Genomic DNA, 14,269 nt, shown 5'->3' with positions numbered 1-14,269 from the left:
GAGAAGGCGTGGGGGTGGCGGGCGCAGAGCATCAGTTCTCCTCCCTGAGCAGAACCTGGCGATCCTCGACCAGCACGGAAAGCACGAGCTGACGACCACGTGGCGCGATGCGCAGCACTTGCTGCCAGATGGCGTCGTCCTGGTTGCGGTAGTCGGCGATCACCGCGATGAAGCGGGTGTCCGCGTGGATGGGCTCGAACGGCACGAACTTGAACTGACCAGGGGACAACAGGTAGTCATCGTCGCGGATGTAGGTGCTGCGCAGTGCCTTCGCCGGGTCCTGGTCCAGCAACTGATAGGCGCTGTTGCGCAGCAGCGAGTCGTCGCGCAGCTGCAGGATCTTGATGGCGACGGGCGTGGCGATCTGCTCGGCGGCTACCGGCGCCGGGGGAGGCAGCTCCAGTACCACGCTCGGGTCTTCGTAGCTGCCAGGTGTGCCGTCGTCGTCCTCGTCGATCGCTATCGCCAAGGCCGGGAATTGTGACTGCAGGTACGTCAGCAGGTGCTCGACCTTTTCGGTCAGTGCCAGCGGGTCTTCGGCGCTGAGGCTCACCGCGTAGGGGCTCGGCGCCAGGGCATCTTGCTGCCCGGCTGGCACATCGAGGCTGTTGGGGTTGCCATTGAGGGTGATGCCGGCGTTGAGGCTGAAAGCCACCTCCGTTGGTTGGTCCTTGAGGGCCCCGACGGGCACGGAGGGGTCCATGACTACCTGGCCCACCTTGCCCAGCAGCGTGCACCCGGAGCCGCCCAGGAGTGCCGACAGCAAGGGTAGGGCCAGCAATGCGCGACGCTTCATGGCCGTTCCCCCTTGATAAGAAGCCGCAGGGCGTTGTCCTGGCCGGGGGCCGCAGCAAGGTGTGTGTCCAGCGCGGCCAGCGGGTCGTGGCCGATGACTGGGGGAAACGCTTCGCAGATATCGGTGATGGCTGGCGAACGGGGTTCGTCGAGGGTGGTGGTCGAGGTATTGGCCAGCAACGCATCGAGCGCCCGCTGCCCTGGCGTGAGCAGTGATTCCAGCGAGCGTTCATCTTGCTGGCCGGCCTGGTAGCTGACCTGCAGCTGGTAGGCCCCGACCCGCAGCCGATCGCCATCGCGCAGCCTTACCGGCGCATGCGCACCCAGGCTTTGCGTACTCTGGTTGAGATAGGTCCGATGGCTGCGATCGATGACGCAGAAGCTGCCTTCCTTCCAGCGAATTTCGCAGTGAATCGGCTCGATGCGCCGCTCACGGTCGACGATCAGCCAGTCAGCGCCTTGGCGACCGATGGTGCCGCCATTGCGCCCGAACCGATGTCGAGTGGCTACGCCCTGCGCCAGGTTTTCGAGGTTGACGATGGTCAAGGTCAGGCCCTTCATGCGCGCCCCCGGATACGTACGACCGGGCTTCCCGAGCCGTGCCGGTCGTCGACGAAGCTGGTCCAGCCCAGGTGGGCACCCTGGCTTCGGTGCAGGCGGAAGGGGGAAAGGGCGTTCTGCTTGAGGCGCAGTTCCAGGTCGTAGGCCATGCCATCGCGCAGCAGAAAATCGATCAGGGCACGCAGTCGGCCGAAGTTGGCGCCGCTGGGCAACAGGGCACGCAGCTGCGCCTGGTCCAGCTCTGCGATCAGGATGGTGAACTTGCTGCTGCGGGTTCGCGTGCGGTTGCCGACCACGAAGTTGTGACCGAGGCTGCCGTTGACCTTGCCAAGGCTCAGGGTCTGTTCGATGGCCGTGGGAACCGAGCGAGTCTCGAACTCACGGATCCGTACATGCCGCAGGTCGAAGCAGTGAGCGATGATGCCGGCTACCGTGCCCGGCGCGCGGCTGCGACTGGCGATCACACCGGCAAAGCTGAGCAGGCGGCTCCAGGGCAGTGCCGTGTTGCCTCGCAGTTGCTGGTTGTTCAGGCCGATCAGGGCGAATACGTACTGCGAGAACTGATCACCCGCGCCGGCCTGGAAGCGGATGTAGTAGCGGTACTTGCGCCAGATGCGGTGCAGCAGGCTGAGCAGGTAGTGATTGAAAAAGTCCAGGAATGCCGGGCGCACGCCCAGTCCCTGGACGTGTTCATAGGCCAACTGTTCCAGGTAGTAGGTCGGCAGCGGCGAGTCAGTGCCATGCAGGCCCAGGAACGTGCAGCGGACCTGGTAGCGGGCCTGCGCGCCGGTGTCGGCCGCAGCCGTCAGGCGCGCCGCGTTCAGCACGTCTGAAGCGGGGAAGTTCAACCGTGGGTCGTTGGCCAATCGCACCCGTTGGCGCGTGGCGGCATCCGGCCAGCGAGGCTCCAGGTCATCGCCGTGCAGGGCGTGCAACCGCTCCAGCAGTTGGAAGTAGTTGTGGCGGCGCGCCTCGGCAAGCAGCCTGTCGGCTAGATCAGCGGTTGTCTGCCGGTCAGCAATGGCCATGTGTAGTGCTCGTTGTTGGTGGTGTTGATCACTTCCAGGCGATGGAAGGAGTTGATGCTGGCGTACAGGGCGAAGAAGTGCGAAAGCACGCAGCTGAACAGGTACAGATCGCCTTCGCAGAGAAAGGCCTTCTGATCGAGTTTCAGGCGGGTGCGCAGGCCGCGAATGGGCAGGCCCTTGATCAGCCAGTCCAGGGGTTCGGTGTGTGCCTCGCCGATGCCGTCAAGGCGCTTGCCCGTGGCGCGTGCTTGCTGAATGTCGTGCAAGGCGGCGAAATCGTAGGCGCCGATCACCGCCTTGAGCGGTTGCGCCGACAACAGCGACAGGTAGTTGAGCGACAGGTTGGAAATCAGCGACCACTGCAACTGGCCGTCGAGCACCGGCCGATAGGCGCGGGTAGGGCGGCGGATGTTGCGGTAGCTGGCCAGCGGCGGCGTGGCTTCGGTGTTCACGCAGATGTCGCCGATCCCCAGGGCCAGTGGCAGGTCCCGATTGCTGCAGGTCAGATCGATGGACGCAGTTTCCAGTTCGCCGATGTAGGCGCTTTCATCGCCGCGGACGAAGCCGATGCGGTGAATGACGCCGTCACCGCGCAGCGACTCTTCGATCTTGCAGCGGTAGTACAGCGCGGTGCGACCCTGGACATGCTCGATCTCGTGGGCGAACGACTCGAAGGGGCGAAAGGTCCGCAGGGTTTCCCCGGTGCCACCTTGCGCGGTGGTGCGGGTGCTGATGACCCGATCGATGCTGAAGATCTCATAGGCATTTGGCGTTCGGCCGCTTGGGGTCAAGGCCACCGGGCCGGCATGACCGGACAGGTCGATGGGCTCGGCGCTGTGCCGGAACAGGTTGACCGCAGGCGTGCAGAACAGGCTGAAGTCGCTGGTGCCCACGCGCACGGTGTCGGGCAACTGCCGGTTGAAGTGGAACTCGATGCGCACATTCTCGGTGTCGTGCCCGGGCCAGAGCTTGTCCAGCCCGGTCAGGCGGAAAAAGTGGAAGCGTTGCGGGAATACGAAGTACTCCTGCAGGATCCGGTAGCCGTCGAAGACGTTTCTTGGATAGGGCAGCAGGGCTTCGTCAGGGCTGAAACCGGGAAACGTGACACTGCTGGCCGGTAATCGGCGTACCTCGCCGTCGATGGTCACGCTGATGTGTTGCAGATACTGCGAGAGCCACAGGTAAAGCGTTCGCGCGCAACGGTCTTCGCCACTCAGATGGAACGTCAGGCTGTCGCAATCCAGTGCATTCAATGGGCGCTGGACCAGCGGGCTGAGGTCGATGCACAGAATCGAGCTGTCGAGGGTCTGGGTGGCATTCACCTCGGCGATGGCGAACGGGTGCAGCTGCACGTCGGTACAGGTGCGGTACTCGCAGGCGATGCCGTCCACCGGCAGGGAAAACAGGCGTGAGCCCTTGGGCACGGTGTGCGACTGACTGAGCGACTGCTTCAATGGTGCGAACTGAATGATCGTGGCGCTTGGCAGTGGTCGCAGGTAATTGGGCCAGAGCATCTGCAGCATGGCGTGCGTCAGCTCCGGCAGGTCATCTTCGAGCTTGAGGCGTAGCTTGGCGGTCAGGAAGGCGAAACCCTCCAGCAGCCGCTCGACATCGGGGTCGCAACTGTCCTTGCCAAGGTAATGGGCAAGCTGCGGATTGTCCTGGGCAAAGTCCCTGCCCAGCTCGCGCAGGTAGCGAAGCTCTTCGCTGAAACGGTCCTTCAACGACATGGGTCATCTCACTTGGGTGTAGCGGTTGTGGCCGTTGACCAGCAACTCGATTTCAAGCTGTTCGGTGTGGTTGTCCACCTGCACCTGGCAGTCCAGGTGAAAGTGCAGTTCCAGCGGTGCATTGCTGTCTGGCACGGCCTTCAAGGCGTACACCCGGATCCGTGGTTCGAAGCGTTCGATGGTGTGCCGGATGTCGGCGCTCACTTGCTGGAGCAGGTCGCCGTTGCTCAGGTCATGCCCGTTGAAGTCGCGCAAGCCAAGGTCGGGGCTGCTCTGCGAGCAACCCTGACGGGTGTTGAGCAGGGTTTCGAGGTGACGCTTGATCACCTCGAAGCCCTGCCCGGCCATGACCTGCCGCGAGGGCGCGCGGCGTATCGGCGTCGCCGCGATCAGGCGTTCGAACAGACCGCTCATTGCGTGTCGAGCCGGCCGACCAGGGAAATTTCGAAGTTCGCGCCCATGTATTTGAAGTGTGGGCGTACCGCGAGCGAGACCTGGTACCAGCCTGGATCACCCGGCACATCCGCGACTTCGACCCGGGCGGCGCGCAGTGGCCGACGGCTGCGCACATCGGCCGAGGGGTTCTCCTGGTCGGCGACGTATTGCTTGATCCATTTGTTGAGCTCGGACTCCAGGTCGCGGCGTTCCTTCCAGCTGCCGATCTGCTCGCGTTGCAGCACCTTGATGTAGTGGGCCAGGCGATTGACGATGAACAGGTACGGCAGCTGGGTGCCGAGCTTGTAGTTGGTCTGCGCCTGCTGGCCCTCGGGGGTCTTGGGGAAGGTCTTGGGCCTTTGCACCGAGTTGGCGGAGAAGAACGCCGCGTTGTCGCTGTCCTTGCGCATGGTCAGGGCGATGAAGCCTTCCTCGGCCAGCTCGAACTCCTTGCGGTCGGAAATCAGCACCTCGGTCGGGATCTTGGCCTGCAACTGCCCAAGGGACTCGTACAGGTGCACGGGCAGGTCCTCGACGGCCCCGCCGGATTGTGGGCCGATGATGTTCGGGCACCAGCGATAGCGGGCGAAACTGTCGTTGATGCAGCTGGCCAACAGGAACGCCGAGTTGCCCCACAGGTAGTTCTGGTGCTGCCCGTCGATGTTCTCGTCGTAGTGGAAACTCTCGACGGGCTGCTCCTGATGGTGGTAGGCCGAGCGCAGCATGAAGCGTGGCCCGACCAGCGCGGTATGGCGAGCATCCTCGCTGTCACGGAAGGAGCGCCACTTGGCGTGGCGTGGGCCGGCGAAGATGTCCTTGATCTCCTTCAGGTTCGGCAGTTCTTCGAAGCTGCTCAGATTGAAGAATTCCGGAGCGGGGGCGGTAATGAACGGCGCATGGGACATCGCTCCCACCGAGGCCATGTAGCTGAGGAGTTTGATATCGGGCGAGGCGGGGCCGAAACTGTAGTTGCCGACCATGGCCGCCACCGGTTCACCGCCGAACTGGCCATAGCCTGCGGTGTAGACATGCTTGTAGAGTCCACTGCAGGTGATGTCGGCGGCATTCTCGAAGTCATCGAGCAGATCATCCTTGCTGGCATGTAGGACTTCGAGCTTTATGTTCTCGCGAAAGTCCGTGCGGTCCACCAGAAGCTTCAGACCACGCCAGGCCGATTCCAGCTGCTGGAAATCGGGGTGGTGAAGGATCTCATCCATTTGCTTGCCGAGCACGCGATCAACTTCGGCGATCATCTGGTCGACACGATGTTTGTTGATTAGTTGATCTGGGTCATTGCTTTTCAGGATCTCGGAAATGAAAGCCGCCACGCCCTGTTTGGCGACTTGATAGCCTTCCTGGGTGGGTACCAGCATGGTCTCGGCCATTATCTGATCGAGCAGAACGGTGTTGCTCGCTATTTCGGCTGAAACTTCGGCGGTGGGGGTCGTGCGGTTGCGGGTCGGCATGGGGACGCTCCGATGTCTTAGTCATGTTCAGGCGCGTCGAGCACCTGCTCCAGTTCTTGCGCGAGTTGCTTGCGCGCCTGCCCGTCACTGAGCAGCTGTTGCAACTGCTTGCGGAAGGCGGGGACATTGCCCAGCGGCCCTTTCAGGGCCACCAGTGCCTCGCGCAGTTCCAGCAGCTTGCGGAGCTCCGGGACTTGCCGCGCCACCTGGTCCGGTCCGAAGTCGTTGATCGTGCTGAACCGCAGGTTCAGCGCCAGCTCTGCGTCCGGGGCGTTACCGAGCCTGGAGGGAACGGCAAGAGCCAGGGAGACATCGGCATCCCTCAACACGTTGTTGAAGCTGTGCTTGTCGATGCGCATGACCTGGCGATCCTCCAGGGCGCGAGTGTCATCCAGACCGAAATCCCCCATCACCAGCATCTTGTGTGGCAGCTCGATTTCTGCCTGCTCGTCACCGGTTGCAGGCACATATTTGATGTTGATGCGCTCTTTGGGCGCAACGGAACTCGTACTTTTCGACACTGGTGCGTAACTCCCTTTCGCATTGATGGATGTGACTTTAATAGCAAGTGGATTTGCGGATTAATGTTGTAGGAAGTTTCCTAGCTTGCATGTGTGTTGTTTAATCGCTTAGTTGTTTGTTGGTCGGCGTCTATTTAAAAAATGCGCAGGGAAATGTTTGTCGGTCGAGCCTGAAAGTGTAAACAAATATTTATTTGTGCGAGGTAATTTGGCTGTACTAGTCTCTCGTTCGGTTTCTTGTTTTGTTTGTCCGCTTTCCGGCCTCGCTGCGTTGTTTTATTGAAGTGCACCGTACGGTCAGGGAAACTTCGAAAAAGGTGAAGTTACAGTGATTACCCGCTGTGCATATGGCGCTGGTTTGTCGTTGCTGTTGTATTCGGGCATGGCTTTGGCCAACCCACCACGGGATTGCCCACGGATCGTGTCCAACCTCGAGCGCCTGGCGTGTTTCGACGAAGCGGCAGGCACGCCAGCTCCCGTACGAAGGCAGCAATGGTCCGCTGCCGAGCAGGACGCACCCACTCTGCGCGGCGTCATGATCAACGAAGCCCGGCGCGCTCCCGATGACCTGGCCTTTCGTATCAGCGACCAGAGTGATGGTTCCGCTGGGCGCACGCGCCTGGTGATTTCCGCCCCGGCGATCGCCGCGGCGCAGCCAGGTTCGTACCTGGCCATCAGTTGTATCGAGAACATCTCCAGACTGCAGTTGATCACCGGTCGACCGGTCGAGGCGCGGCGGGTGACCGTCCAGCTGCGTACGGAGCGCCTGGCGACGCCGGCAGTACCGTGGCAGGTAATGGAAAACGGCCAGGTGCTCGATGCCGGTCGGGGCCTGCCGGCCATCGAGAAGATCAGGGCATTGATCGGCGCTCACCGTATCCATGTGGTCAGTGACGATTCCGAGCTCGATGGGCTGAGCTTCGATGCCGAGGGGCTGGATCCGCTGATCGCTCAGGCGCGCGAAGCATGTCGCTGGTAGCGCGCGTCTCGGCGGAGGAAATCGCTCACCTGCTCGCGCCCATTGCCCCGGAGGCTCCGGCGGGGTTGTTCGATGTCGAAGACGAAACCTACCAGGCGATCGACCAGGAAATGGTCAAGCTCGGTGGCCTGCAGGAGGCGTCGATCGATTGGCTCTACATCGAGGAGGCTTCTCGTCACTATCTGAGCCAGCAGTGCAAGCAGTTGCGGATCGTCGGGCACCTGAGCGTCGCCTGGCTACGCGGTGGTAGCTGGGAGTACTGGTGCTTCACCCTGCAACTGCTGGTCGGCATGGTCGAGCGTTATTGGGAAACCGCACACCCCAAGCCCGGTCCGAAGGGTTATCTGGGCAAGCGCAAGCTCATCGACCTGGTGCTCAAACGCCTCTGTGACGCGCTACCCAGGCTCGATCGCTTCAGTGTCAGTCCTGCCATCGTCGCGAATGCGCGGCAAGCGCTCGGGTGCCTGCAGCAACAGGCCGGCGCGGCAAAACTGGAGCCGGCGTCGATGGCGGAGCTGGAGCGCTTGCTGCGCAAGCATTCGGAAGACGCCATGGGTGGCGCGCCGGCGCCCGCGGCTGGAGCCGTGGCGCCCAAGGTGACCGCGGCGCCGTTGGCCGAGGTATTTCTCAGCAGGCCTGGTGTGTCCCTTGGCAACGAGCGAGAAACGCGCCGCGCGGTCCTGGGCATGGCCGAGCTCATCAACCAGCAAGACCTTTACGATCCCACCGGTTATCAGTTGCGGCGTTTCGGCCTGTGGGCACATATCCAGACGGCACCTGTTGCCAGGCAGGACCTGCGCACGGAACTGATGGCGGTTCCGGTCGATATCGCGGCAGGGTACGAAGAAGCGGTAGCCGGTACGGTCATCGACCCGGCCTTGTTGCTGCGGGTGGAGAAGAGCGTGACGGCGTCCCCTTACTGGATTCGTGGCAGCTTCCTCGCCGCGAGCATTGCCACGCGCCTGGCGATGGCGGAGGTCGCCGAGGCGATCCGTAGCGCGAGCGCCCGCTTCGTGTTGCGTCTGCCGGCATTGCAACAGCTGTGTTTCAGCGATGGCACGGCGTTCGTCGACGAGCAATGCCTGGCCTGGCTCAAAGGGGACGAGGCGCGACCCGTTCAGCAGGCGCAAGCCCAGGAGTTTCGCAACCTGGGCGAGGAGCTGGCCAATCAACTGGAGGCAGAGGGCATCGAGCCGGTGCTGCTGACCCTGCAGCGGTTGCAGGCGGACCACCGCTCCCCCCGCGAGCACTGTCACACCACACTGCTTGCCGCCGACCTGCTCGCCAGGCGGGGTGTGTCCTGGCTGGCGCAGGACCTGTGCGCCGGTGTCGCTCGGAGCATGCGGCAAACGACGGCGGATACCTGGGAGCCCGACACATTTCAACGGCTGCGGCAGTACGGGGCCACCTCGGCACTGGCGGACCAGAACAAGGACTAGGAGCCTTCATGAGCCAATTTCTGAAATTACTGAAGCGCTGGGGCCTACCCCTGGCCCGGGGCGCCGGCGCTGCCTTGCCCTTGTTGCTTGGCCTGGTGACGTTGCTGTTGTTGGTTGCCATCTGGTGGCTGGGACCGCACTGGCACTGGCGCGATCAGCAGCCCTTGGCGGGCGTGGCTCATCGAAGCGTCGCCACGCTGCTGCTGATTCTGCTGCCGCTGTCGTGCTGGTTGCTCGTACTGCGCAAGCGCTTTCACCGGCTGCAGGCCGAGCGTCGCCAGCAGGCCGCTGTCGAGGCGGACCCTTGCTTGTCGTTTGTCCTGGCCCAGGAGAAGGCACTCGACAGCGCGTTTGCCAGCTACCTGGACAATGCCGGAGGGCGCCGTGCGCGTTATCGCTTGCCCTGGTATCTGGTGCTGGGGGAGCAGGGCGCTGGCAAGAGCAGTTTCATCGACCATTCGAACCAGTGCTTTTCCCTGACCCGCATTGCCAGCAGCCAGGCCCGGTTGCGCCAGAGTGACCTGGGCGCCTACCCCATTGGCTGGTGGGTGGGCAACGATGCCGTCATCATCGATCCGCCTGGTGCGTTCACCCAGCAGGAGGCCACGGCGGAGGTACCTCACGATGATGCCCGCGTACCGGACGGCCTGCAGTCACGGTTATGGAACCATCTGCTTGACTGGCTGGAGCGCAATCGCAGTCGTCGGGCGCTGGATGGGGTGCTGCTGGTTGTCGATCTGCCCGCGCTGATCAACGCCACCCCTGAGCAGCGTATGGTACTTGCCCATGGCCTGCGGACCCGCGTGCACGAAGTAAGCAGCCAGCTGGGTTGTCGCTTGCCGCTGTACGTCGTGCTGAGCAAGTTCGACCTGCTGCAGGGATTCGATCAATGTTTTGCGCGCCTGAGCCATGAGCAGCGCGAACGGATGCTGGGGTTTACCTTCAAGCAGGAGGCCGTCGACACATTCGATGCCTGGCTGGACGAGTTCGCTGAGCACCATGATCGACTGACGCATGCCCTGTACGAGCAAACACTGGCGAGCCTGGGCTCTCCGAGCCAGGCGCGCCAGCGTGAGCGCCTGATCGCCTTGCATGGGCAACTGGTTGGGTTGCGCCCGGTACTGACGGGCTTTCTGCGTGAAACCCTGGCGAGCGATCGTTACACGACACCTGCTTTGGTACGCGGGGTGTACTGGTGCTCGGTTCTCCAGCAGGGGGAAATCGACAATGCCTTCGTTCGCGAGGCGGCACAGCCCTATGTCGAGGAATTCCCGGTGAGGGAGGGCAGGGCGCCAGGCAAGCATTCGGTCTACTTCGCCCAGCAGGTTTTCCAGCGGGTTCTCTATCGAGAAGCCGGACTGGCCGGTGACAACGCCAGGGTGGCGCGGCAGAAGCGCCAGATGGCATGGGCGGGCGCAGGGCTGGGTGTGCTGACGATCGCGGTCTGCGCCGCTACTTGGCAGCGCTACTTCGATATCAACCAAGCCAAGGCGGTGAATGTGTTGGCCAAGAGTCGGGAGTTCAGGCATCAGGAGGTGGACTCGAGGCTGGACCCTACCGCGCGCAACCTGTTGCAGCCGCTGGACCAGATTCGTGACGCCGTTTCCGTGTTTGGCGACTACCGTAACGTCTGGCCGTTGGTGGCGGATCTCGGCCTCTATCAGGGGCGGGTCATCGGGCCGATGGTCGATGAGGCGTATTTGCGCTTGCTGTCCCGGCGTTTCCTGCCGGCACTGGCCAGCGGCGTCGTCGACGCGATGCGCACCGCTCCGGTAGGCAGCGAGCAACAGATGGCCGCGCTCAGGGTGTATCGCATGATCGAGGACCGCAAGAGCCGCCGCCCGGCATGGGTCGAGGACTGGATGGCTCGGCAATGGCAAATGGCCTATCCCGGGCAGGGCCAACTGCAGCGCGACCTCATGCGGCACCTGGAGTATGCGCTGGCCTATGCCGATGCCGACCTTTCGCCGTACCGTCGGCAAGCCAGCGAGGTCCAGCAGGCGCTGCGGGCGATGCCGATGCCGCAGCGGGTTTATGCCAGCCTCAAGCAGCAGGCTCATGAGCAACTGCACGCCGGTCTGGACATCCGCAGCCAAGTGGGTCCTGCGTTCGACATGGTCTACCAGCCCGTCGCCGGAGCGACCCAGGACGACGACGCGACTTGGCTGGCGCCCTTGCTCACGGCCAGGGGCTTCAAGGAGTTTTTCGAGCCCCGCAGCCAGCACCTCGCCGAAATGGCGATGATCGACCAGTGGGCGTTGGGCGAGCGTGCCCAGCTGGATTACTCGGACGCCGACCGCCAAGTGCTGACGGAGCGAGTCCGTACACTGTACGGCGCAGACTATATCGCCAGTTGGCGGCGTGCCCTGAATGCATTCACGGTCGCCGATTTCCAGGACCTGAACCATGCAGTCTCGATCCTGGAGCAACTGACCGGACCTGCTGCGCCCCTGCACAGGCTGCTGGAGACCGTTCGGGAAAACACCGCGATCCATCCCGCGCCGAGCGCCGATCTGGCGCTCGACGTCAGCGCCCAGGCGCAGTCGGCTGTTGGCACGCCGGAGCAGCAGCAGGCGGCAGGCATCCACCGGGCCTTTGCCGGGTTGAATGGAATGCTCGATGCCAAGGGCGACAAGCCGAGCTACTACGATGAAACGCTGGGCGCCATCAGCGCCGTTCACGATTACGCCAAGGGCGTACAGGACAGCCCTGAGCGCGGCAAAGCCGCATTGCACACGGTGCTGCAGCGTTTCGCGATGACTGGCGCCGATCCGATAGGTACCTTGCAGCGTGTCGCCGGCGGGCTGCCCGAACCCGTTCGACAGCAGGTCAGGAAGGTCGCCGACCAGACCGCGCAGGTGCTCAATGTCGAGGCCTTGCGCGAGCTGGAACGGCGTTGGGACACAGAGGTCTACAGCTTCTTCCAGCAGCGCCTGGCCGGGCGCTATCCCTTCGTCGCGCGGGGGGCGGATGCGTCTTTGGATGATTTCGAGGCGTTCTTCGGACCCAAGGGACGGCTGCAGCAGTTCCAGGACCAGTACCTGAAAATCTTCCTCAAGGACAACCTGGATGCTTTGCGCTCCGAGCAACACGGTGGCTCGCTGATTCGGCCCGAGGTGATCGAGCAATTGGCAGCGGCAGAACGTATCCGCGAGACCTTCTTCGACCAACGCGGCAACCTGAGCGTGCAATTGAGCATCGAGCCGCTTGGCCTGAGCGCGAATCAGCGCACCAGCCTGCTGGACCTGGATGGCCAGTTGATTTCATATACCCATGGCCCACGTCAGATCATCGGCATTGTCTGGCCCAATACCCTGGGGCAGCAGGTACGCAGCAACCTGACCTTGCTCAAGCTCAATGGCAACAGCAGTAGCCTGGAGTACCGCGGGCCCTGGTCGATGTTCCGTCTGCTCAGCCGCGGTGCGCTCAATGGCCGGACGGCGACCAGCGTCGACCTGAGCTTCAGGACCGGGGAAGGGGTGATGCGTTACCGGTTGAACTCGGAAAAGGCCTTCAATCCCATCACCCAGCAGCCCTTCAAGGGCTTCAGCCTGCCGCGTGGGTTGTTGCGCCCGCTCGTTGCGAGCGGCGAGCAGGCCATCTAGATAAAAGAAAGGGGCCGCATGGCGGCCCCTCTATCATTCGTTTCAGTCCGCCGGTTTTGGCGCGAAGCGCAGAATCACGCAAGCGATCACCGCCGACAACAGCGAGCCCAGCAAGATGCCGATCTTCGCCGCTTCGATCTTCTCGGGCTGGTCCGGGAAGGCCAGCCCGCCGATGAACAGGCTCATGGTGAAGCCGATGCCGCACAGCATCGCCACGCCATAGATCTGCAGCCAGCTGGCACCTTGCGGCTTGCTGGCCAGGCCGGTCTTGACCGCCAGCAGCACGCCGCCGAACACGCCGATCTGCTTGCCCAGCAACAGGCCCAGGCCGATGGCCAGCGGCAGAGGCGCGAAGACATCGCTCCAGCCCAGGTTGCCGAACGACACACCGGCGTTGGCGAAGCCGAAGGCCGGGACGATGAGGAAACCGACCCAAGGCGCCAGGCCGTGCTCCAGGCGTAGCAGCGGGCTGGCTTCGCGCTCCTGGCTGTTGCCGGTGCTGTAGGGGATCAGCAGCGCGGCGACCACGCCTGCAATGGTCGCGTGCACCCCGGACAGCAGGGTGAAGTACCACAAGGCCGCGGCACCGAGCAGGTAGGGCCACAGCGCGACCACGCGCAGGCGGTTGAAGGCGAACATGAGTGCGGCGATGCCGGCGGCGCCGGCCAGGGCGAGCAGGTTGATCGACGAGGTGTAGAACACCGCGATGATCGCCACCGCGCCCATGTCGTCGATGATCGCCACCGACACCAGCATCACTTTCAGCGACAGCGGCGCATGCCGCCCCAGCAGCGCCAGGGCGCCGACGGCGAAGGCGATGTCGGTGGCGGCCGGGATCGCCCAGCCAGCGGCCAGCCCGGGCTCGCCGCGGGACACTGCCAGGTAGATCAGCGCCGGAACGGCCATGCCCATCAGCGCCGGCAGGGCCGGCAGGCGCCGTTGCTCCCAGCTGGCCAGGCGACCGTCGACCAGCTCGCGCTTGATCTCAAGGCCCACCAGCAGGAAGAAGATCGCCATCAGGCCGTCGTTGATCCACATGTGCACGGTCATCGGGCCGAGCTTGTCGGTCAGCGTCGGGCCGACGGGCAGGTGCAGCAGGTGCTGGTAGGCGCTGGCCGCGGGGCTGTTGGCGATGACGATGGCCAGGGCGGCGGTGAGCATCAGCAGCACGCCACCAGCCGCTTCGGTGGCCAGTAGCTGGCGCAGCATCGAGGGCTGCTTGTGGGTAAGGGGTGCATTCATGGAGCGGTCCTCGTTCATGACGTCGCCCTCGTGGTGGCAGTGACGCGGCGTACGGCGGGCACGGCGAGACGGTGGCGGCGAAGACGACGGGCCACTGCGACGAAAGGCGAGAAGAAGGATAGGTAAAGCGGCGCGGCAAGCCAAACCGTGAGCACACGGGATGGAAAGCGCCAGGAAGAATGGAGGCATGCGTGCAACATGGACGGATCTCACGGAAAACAAATGAATGTTCTCCGTATTCGGGAAGGCTCCCGGGCGCACGCAGCACACGCCAGTCGCGCATTCTAGCGGCCTGATCGCAGGTCGGCTTCCTATATTTGCTTCGAAATGTTGCGGGGCTGTGGTCGGCGCCGTAACATCCGCCAACAGGAGATGGCATTCCTCCTCGAATCGCCTCAGTGCTGATGATGCCTACGCAACCCCCGTTGGAGGGTGCGTAGGCGTGTGCCTGCCTCTCCATGGGGGTCT

The 14,269-nt window shown here is 63.4% G+C and carries 11 protein-coding genes and 1 riboswitch; of the genes, 3 read left to right on the top strand and 8 right to left on the bottom strand.

Features of this window, described 5'->3' with window-relative positions:
* Positions 1-31: 31 nt before the first annotated feature.
* Genes tssJ through tssB form a run of 7 tightly spaced genes read right to left on the bottom strand, consistent with a single transcriptional unit; the run spans position 32 to position 6,536 of the window.
* On the bottom strand, positions 32-796 hold the full coding sequence (gene tssJ / locus ACYUME_RS16825) for a type VI secretion system lipoprotein TssJ (RefSeq protein ID WP_279888062.1): 765 nt from the start codon (positions 794-796) through the stop codon (positions 32-34).
* Positions 793-1,356, bottom strand: a complete 564-nt coding sequence (locus ACYUME_RS16820; RefSeq protein WP_460415874.1) for a type VI secretion system-associated FHA domain protein — start codon at positions 1,354-1,356, stop codon at positions 793-795. The genes tssJ and ACYUME_RS16820 overlap by 4 nt, the downstream gene beginning before the upstream one ends.
* Entirely contained in the window at positions 1,353-2,384 is a 1,032-nt protein-coding gene (gene tssG / locus ACYUME_RS16815; protein WP_279888064.1) for a type VI secretion system baseplate subunit TssG, read from the bottom strand. The genes ACYUME_RS16820 and tssG overlap by 4 nt, the downstream gene beginning before the upstream one ends.
* Positions 2,348-4,114 carry a type VI secretion system baseplate subunit TssF gene (gene tssF, locus ACYUME_RS16810; RefSeq protein ID WP_279888065.1) on the bottom strand — a complete coding sequence of 589 codons (1,767 nt, stop codon included), beginning with the start codon at positions 4,112-4,114 and terminating at the stop codon, positions 2,348-2,350. Before tssF ends, tssG begins: the two co-directional genes overlap by 37 nt.
* 3 nt (positions 4,115-4,117) lie before the next feature.
* Positions 4,118-4,528 carry a type VI secretion system baseplate subunit TssE gene (gene tssE / locus ACYUME_RS16805; RefSeq protein WP_460415872.1) on the bottom strand — a complete coding sequence of 137 codons (411 nt, stop codon included), beginning with the start codon at positions 4,526-4,528 and terminating at the stop codon, positions 4,118-4,120.
* Complete coding sequence (tssC, locus tag ACYUME_RS16800; RefSeq protein WP_460415870.1) at positions 4,525-6,015, bottom strand: type VI secretion system contractile sheath large subunit; 1,491 nt, start codon at positions 6,013-6,015, stop codon at positions 4,525-4,527. Before tssC ends, tssE begins: the two co-directional genes overlap by 4 nt.
* A gap of 17 nt (positions 6,016-6,032) precedes the next feature.
* Positions 6,033-6,536, bottom strand: a complete 504-nt coding sequence (gene tssB, locus ACYUME_RS16795) for a type VI secretion system contractile sheath small subunit (protein ID WP_279888070.1) — start codon at positions 6,534-6,536, stop codon at positions 6,033-6,035.
* A 358-nt stretch (positions 6,537-6,894) separates the two neighbouring features.
* On the opposite strand from tssB, the gene vasI reads away from it, so the two are divergent.
* Genes vasI through tssM form a run of 3 tightly spaced genes read left to right on the top strand, consistent with a single transcriptional unit; the run spans position 6,895 to position 12,559 of the window.
* Complete coding sequence (vasI, locus tag ACYUME_RS16790; RefSeq protein ID WP_460415868.1) at positions 6,895-7,515, top strand: type VI secretion system-associated protein VasI; 621 nt, start codon at positions 6,895-6,897, stop codon at positions 7,513-7,515.
* Positions 7,503-8,954: a type VI secretion system protein TssA gene (gene tssA, locus ACYUME_RS16785; protein WP_460415866.1), complete on the top strand. Its 1,452-nt coding sequence runs from the start codon at positions 7,503-7,505 to the stop codon at positions 8,952-8,954. The genes vasI and tssA overlap by 13 nt, the downstream gene beginning before the upstream one ends.
* A gap of 8 nt (positions 8,955-8,962) precedes the next feature.
* A complete protein-coding gene (gene tssM, locus ACYUME_RS16780) occupies positions 8,963-12,559 on the top strand; it encodes a type VI secretion system membrane subunit TssM (RefSeq protein WP_460415865.1) in 3,597 nt (1,198 codons plus the stop codon).
* 42 nt (positions 12,560-12,601) lie between these two features.
* Here the strand turns inward: tssM and nhaA are convergent, their stop codons facing one another.
* The gene (nhaA, locus tag ACYUME_RS16775; RefSeq protein ID WP_460415863.1) at positions 12,602-13,801 is read right to left on the bottom strand and encodes a Na+/H+ antiporter NhaA; all 1,200 of its coding nucleotides are present in this window, start codon (positions 13,799-13,801) and stop codon (positions 12,602-12,604) included.
* A 359-nt stretch (positions 13,802-14,160) separates the two neighbouring features.
* Positions 14,161-14,222: riboswitch (Fluoride riboswitch) on the top strand.
* Positions 14,223-14,269: the final 47 nt, after the last annotated feature.

The sequence above is a fragment of the Pseudomonas sp. microsymbiont 2 genome (assembly GCF_054788395.1).
The sequence above is the reverse complement of the archived record's forward strand: the minus strand, read 5'-3'. Positions and strand labels throughout refer to the sequence as shown.

Excerpts from the sequence above, each read along its gene's own strand:
- tssJ (WP_279888062.1), bottom strand. The coding sequence starts at position 796 with ATGAAGCGTCGCGCATTGCTGGCCCTACCCTTGCTGTCGGCACTCCTG.
- ACYUME_RS16820 (WP_460415874.1), bottom strand. The coding sequence starts at position 1,356 with ATGAAGGGCCTGACCTTGACCATCGTCAACCTCGAAAACCTGGCGCAG.
- tssG (WP_279888064.1), bottom strand. The coding sequence starts at position 2,384 with ATGGCCATTGCTGACCGGCAGACAACCGCTGATCTAGCCGACAGGCTG.
- tssF (WP_279888065.1), bottom strand. The coding sequence starts at position 4,114 with ATGTCGTTGAAGGACCGTTTCAGCGAAGAGCTTCGCTACCTGCGCGAG.
- tssE (WP_460415872.1), bottom strand. The coding sequence starts at position 4,528 with ATGAGCGGTCTGTTCGAACGCCTGATCGCGGCGACGCCGATACGCCGC.
- tssC (WP_460415870.1), bottom strand. The coding sequence starts at position 6,015 with ATGCCGACCCGCAACCGCACGACCCCCACCGCCGAAGTTTCAGCCGAA.
- tssA (WP_460415866.1), top strand. The coding sequence starts at position 7,503 with ATGTCGCTGGTAGCGCGCGTCTCGGCGGAGGAAATCGCTCACCTGCTC.
- tssM (WP_460415865.1), top strand. The coding sequence starts at position 8,963 with ATGAGCCAATTTCTGAAATTACTGAAGCGCTGGGGCCTACCCCTGGCC.
- nhaA (WP_460415863.1), bottom strand. The coding sequence starts at position 13,801 with ATGAATGCACCCCTTACCCACAAGCAGCCCTCGATGCTGCGCCAGCTA.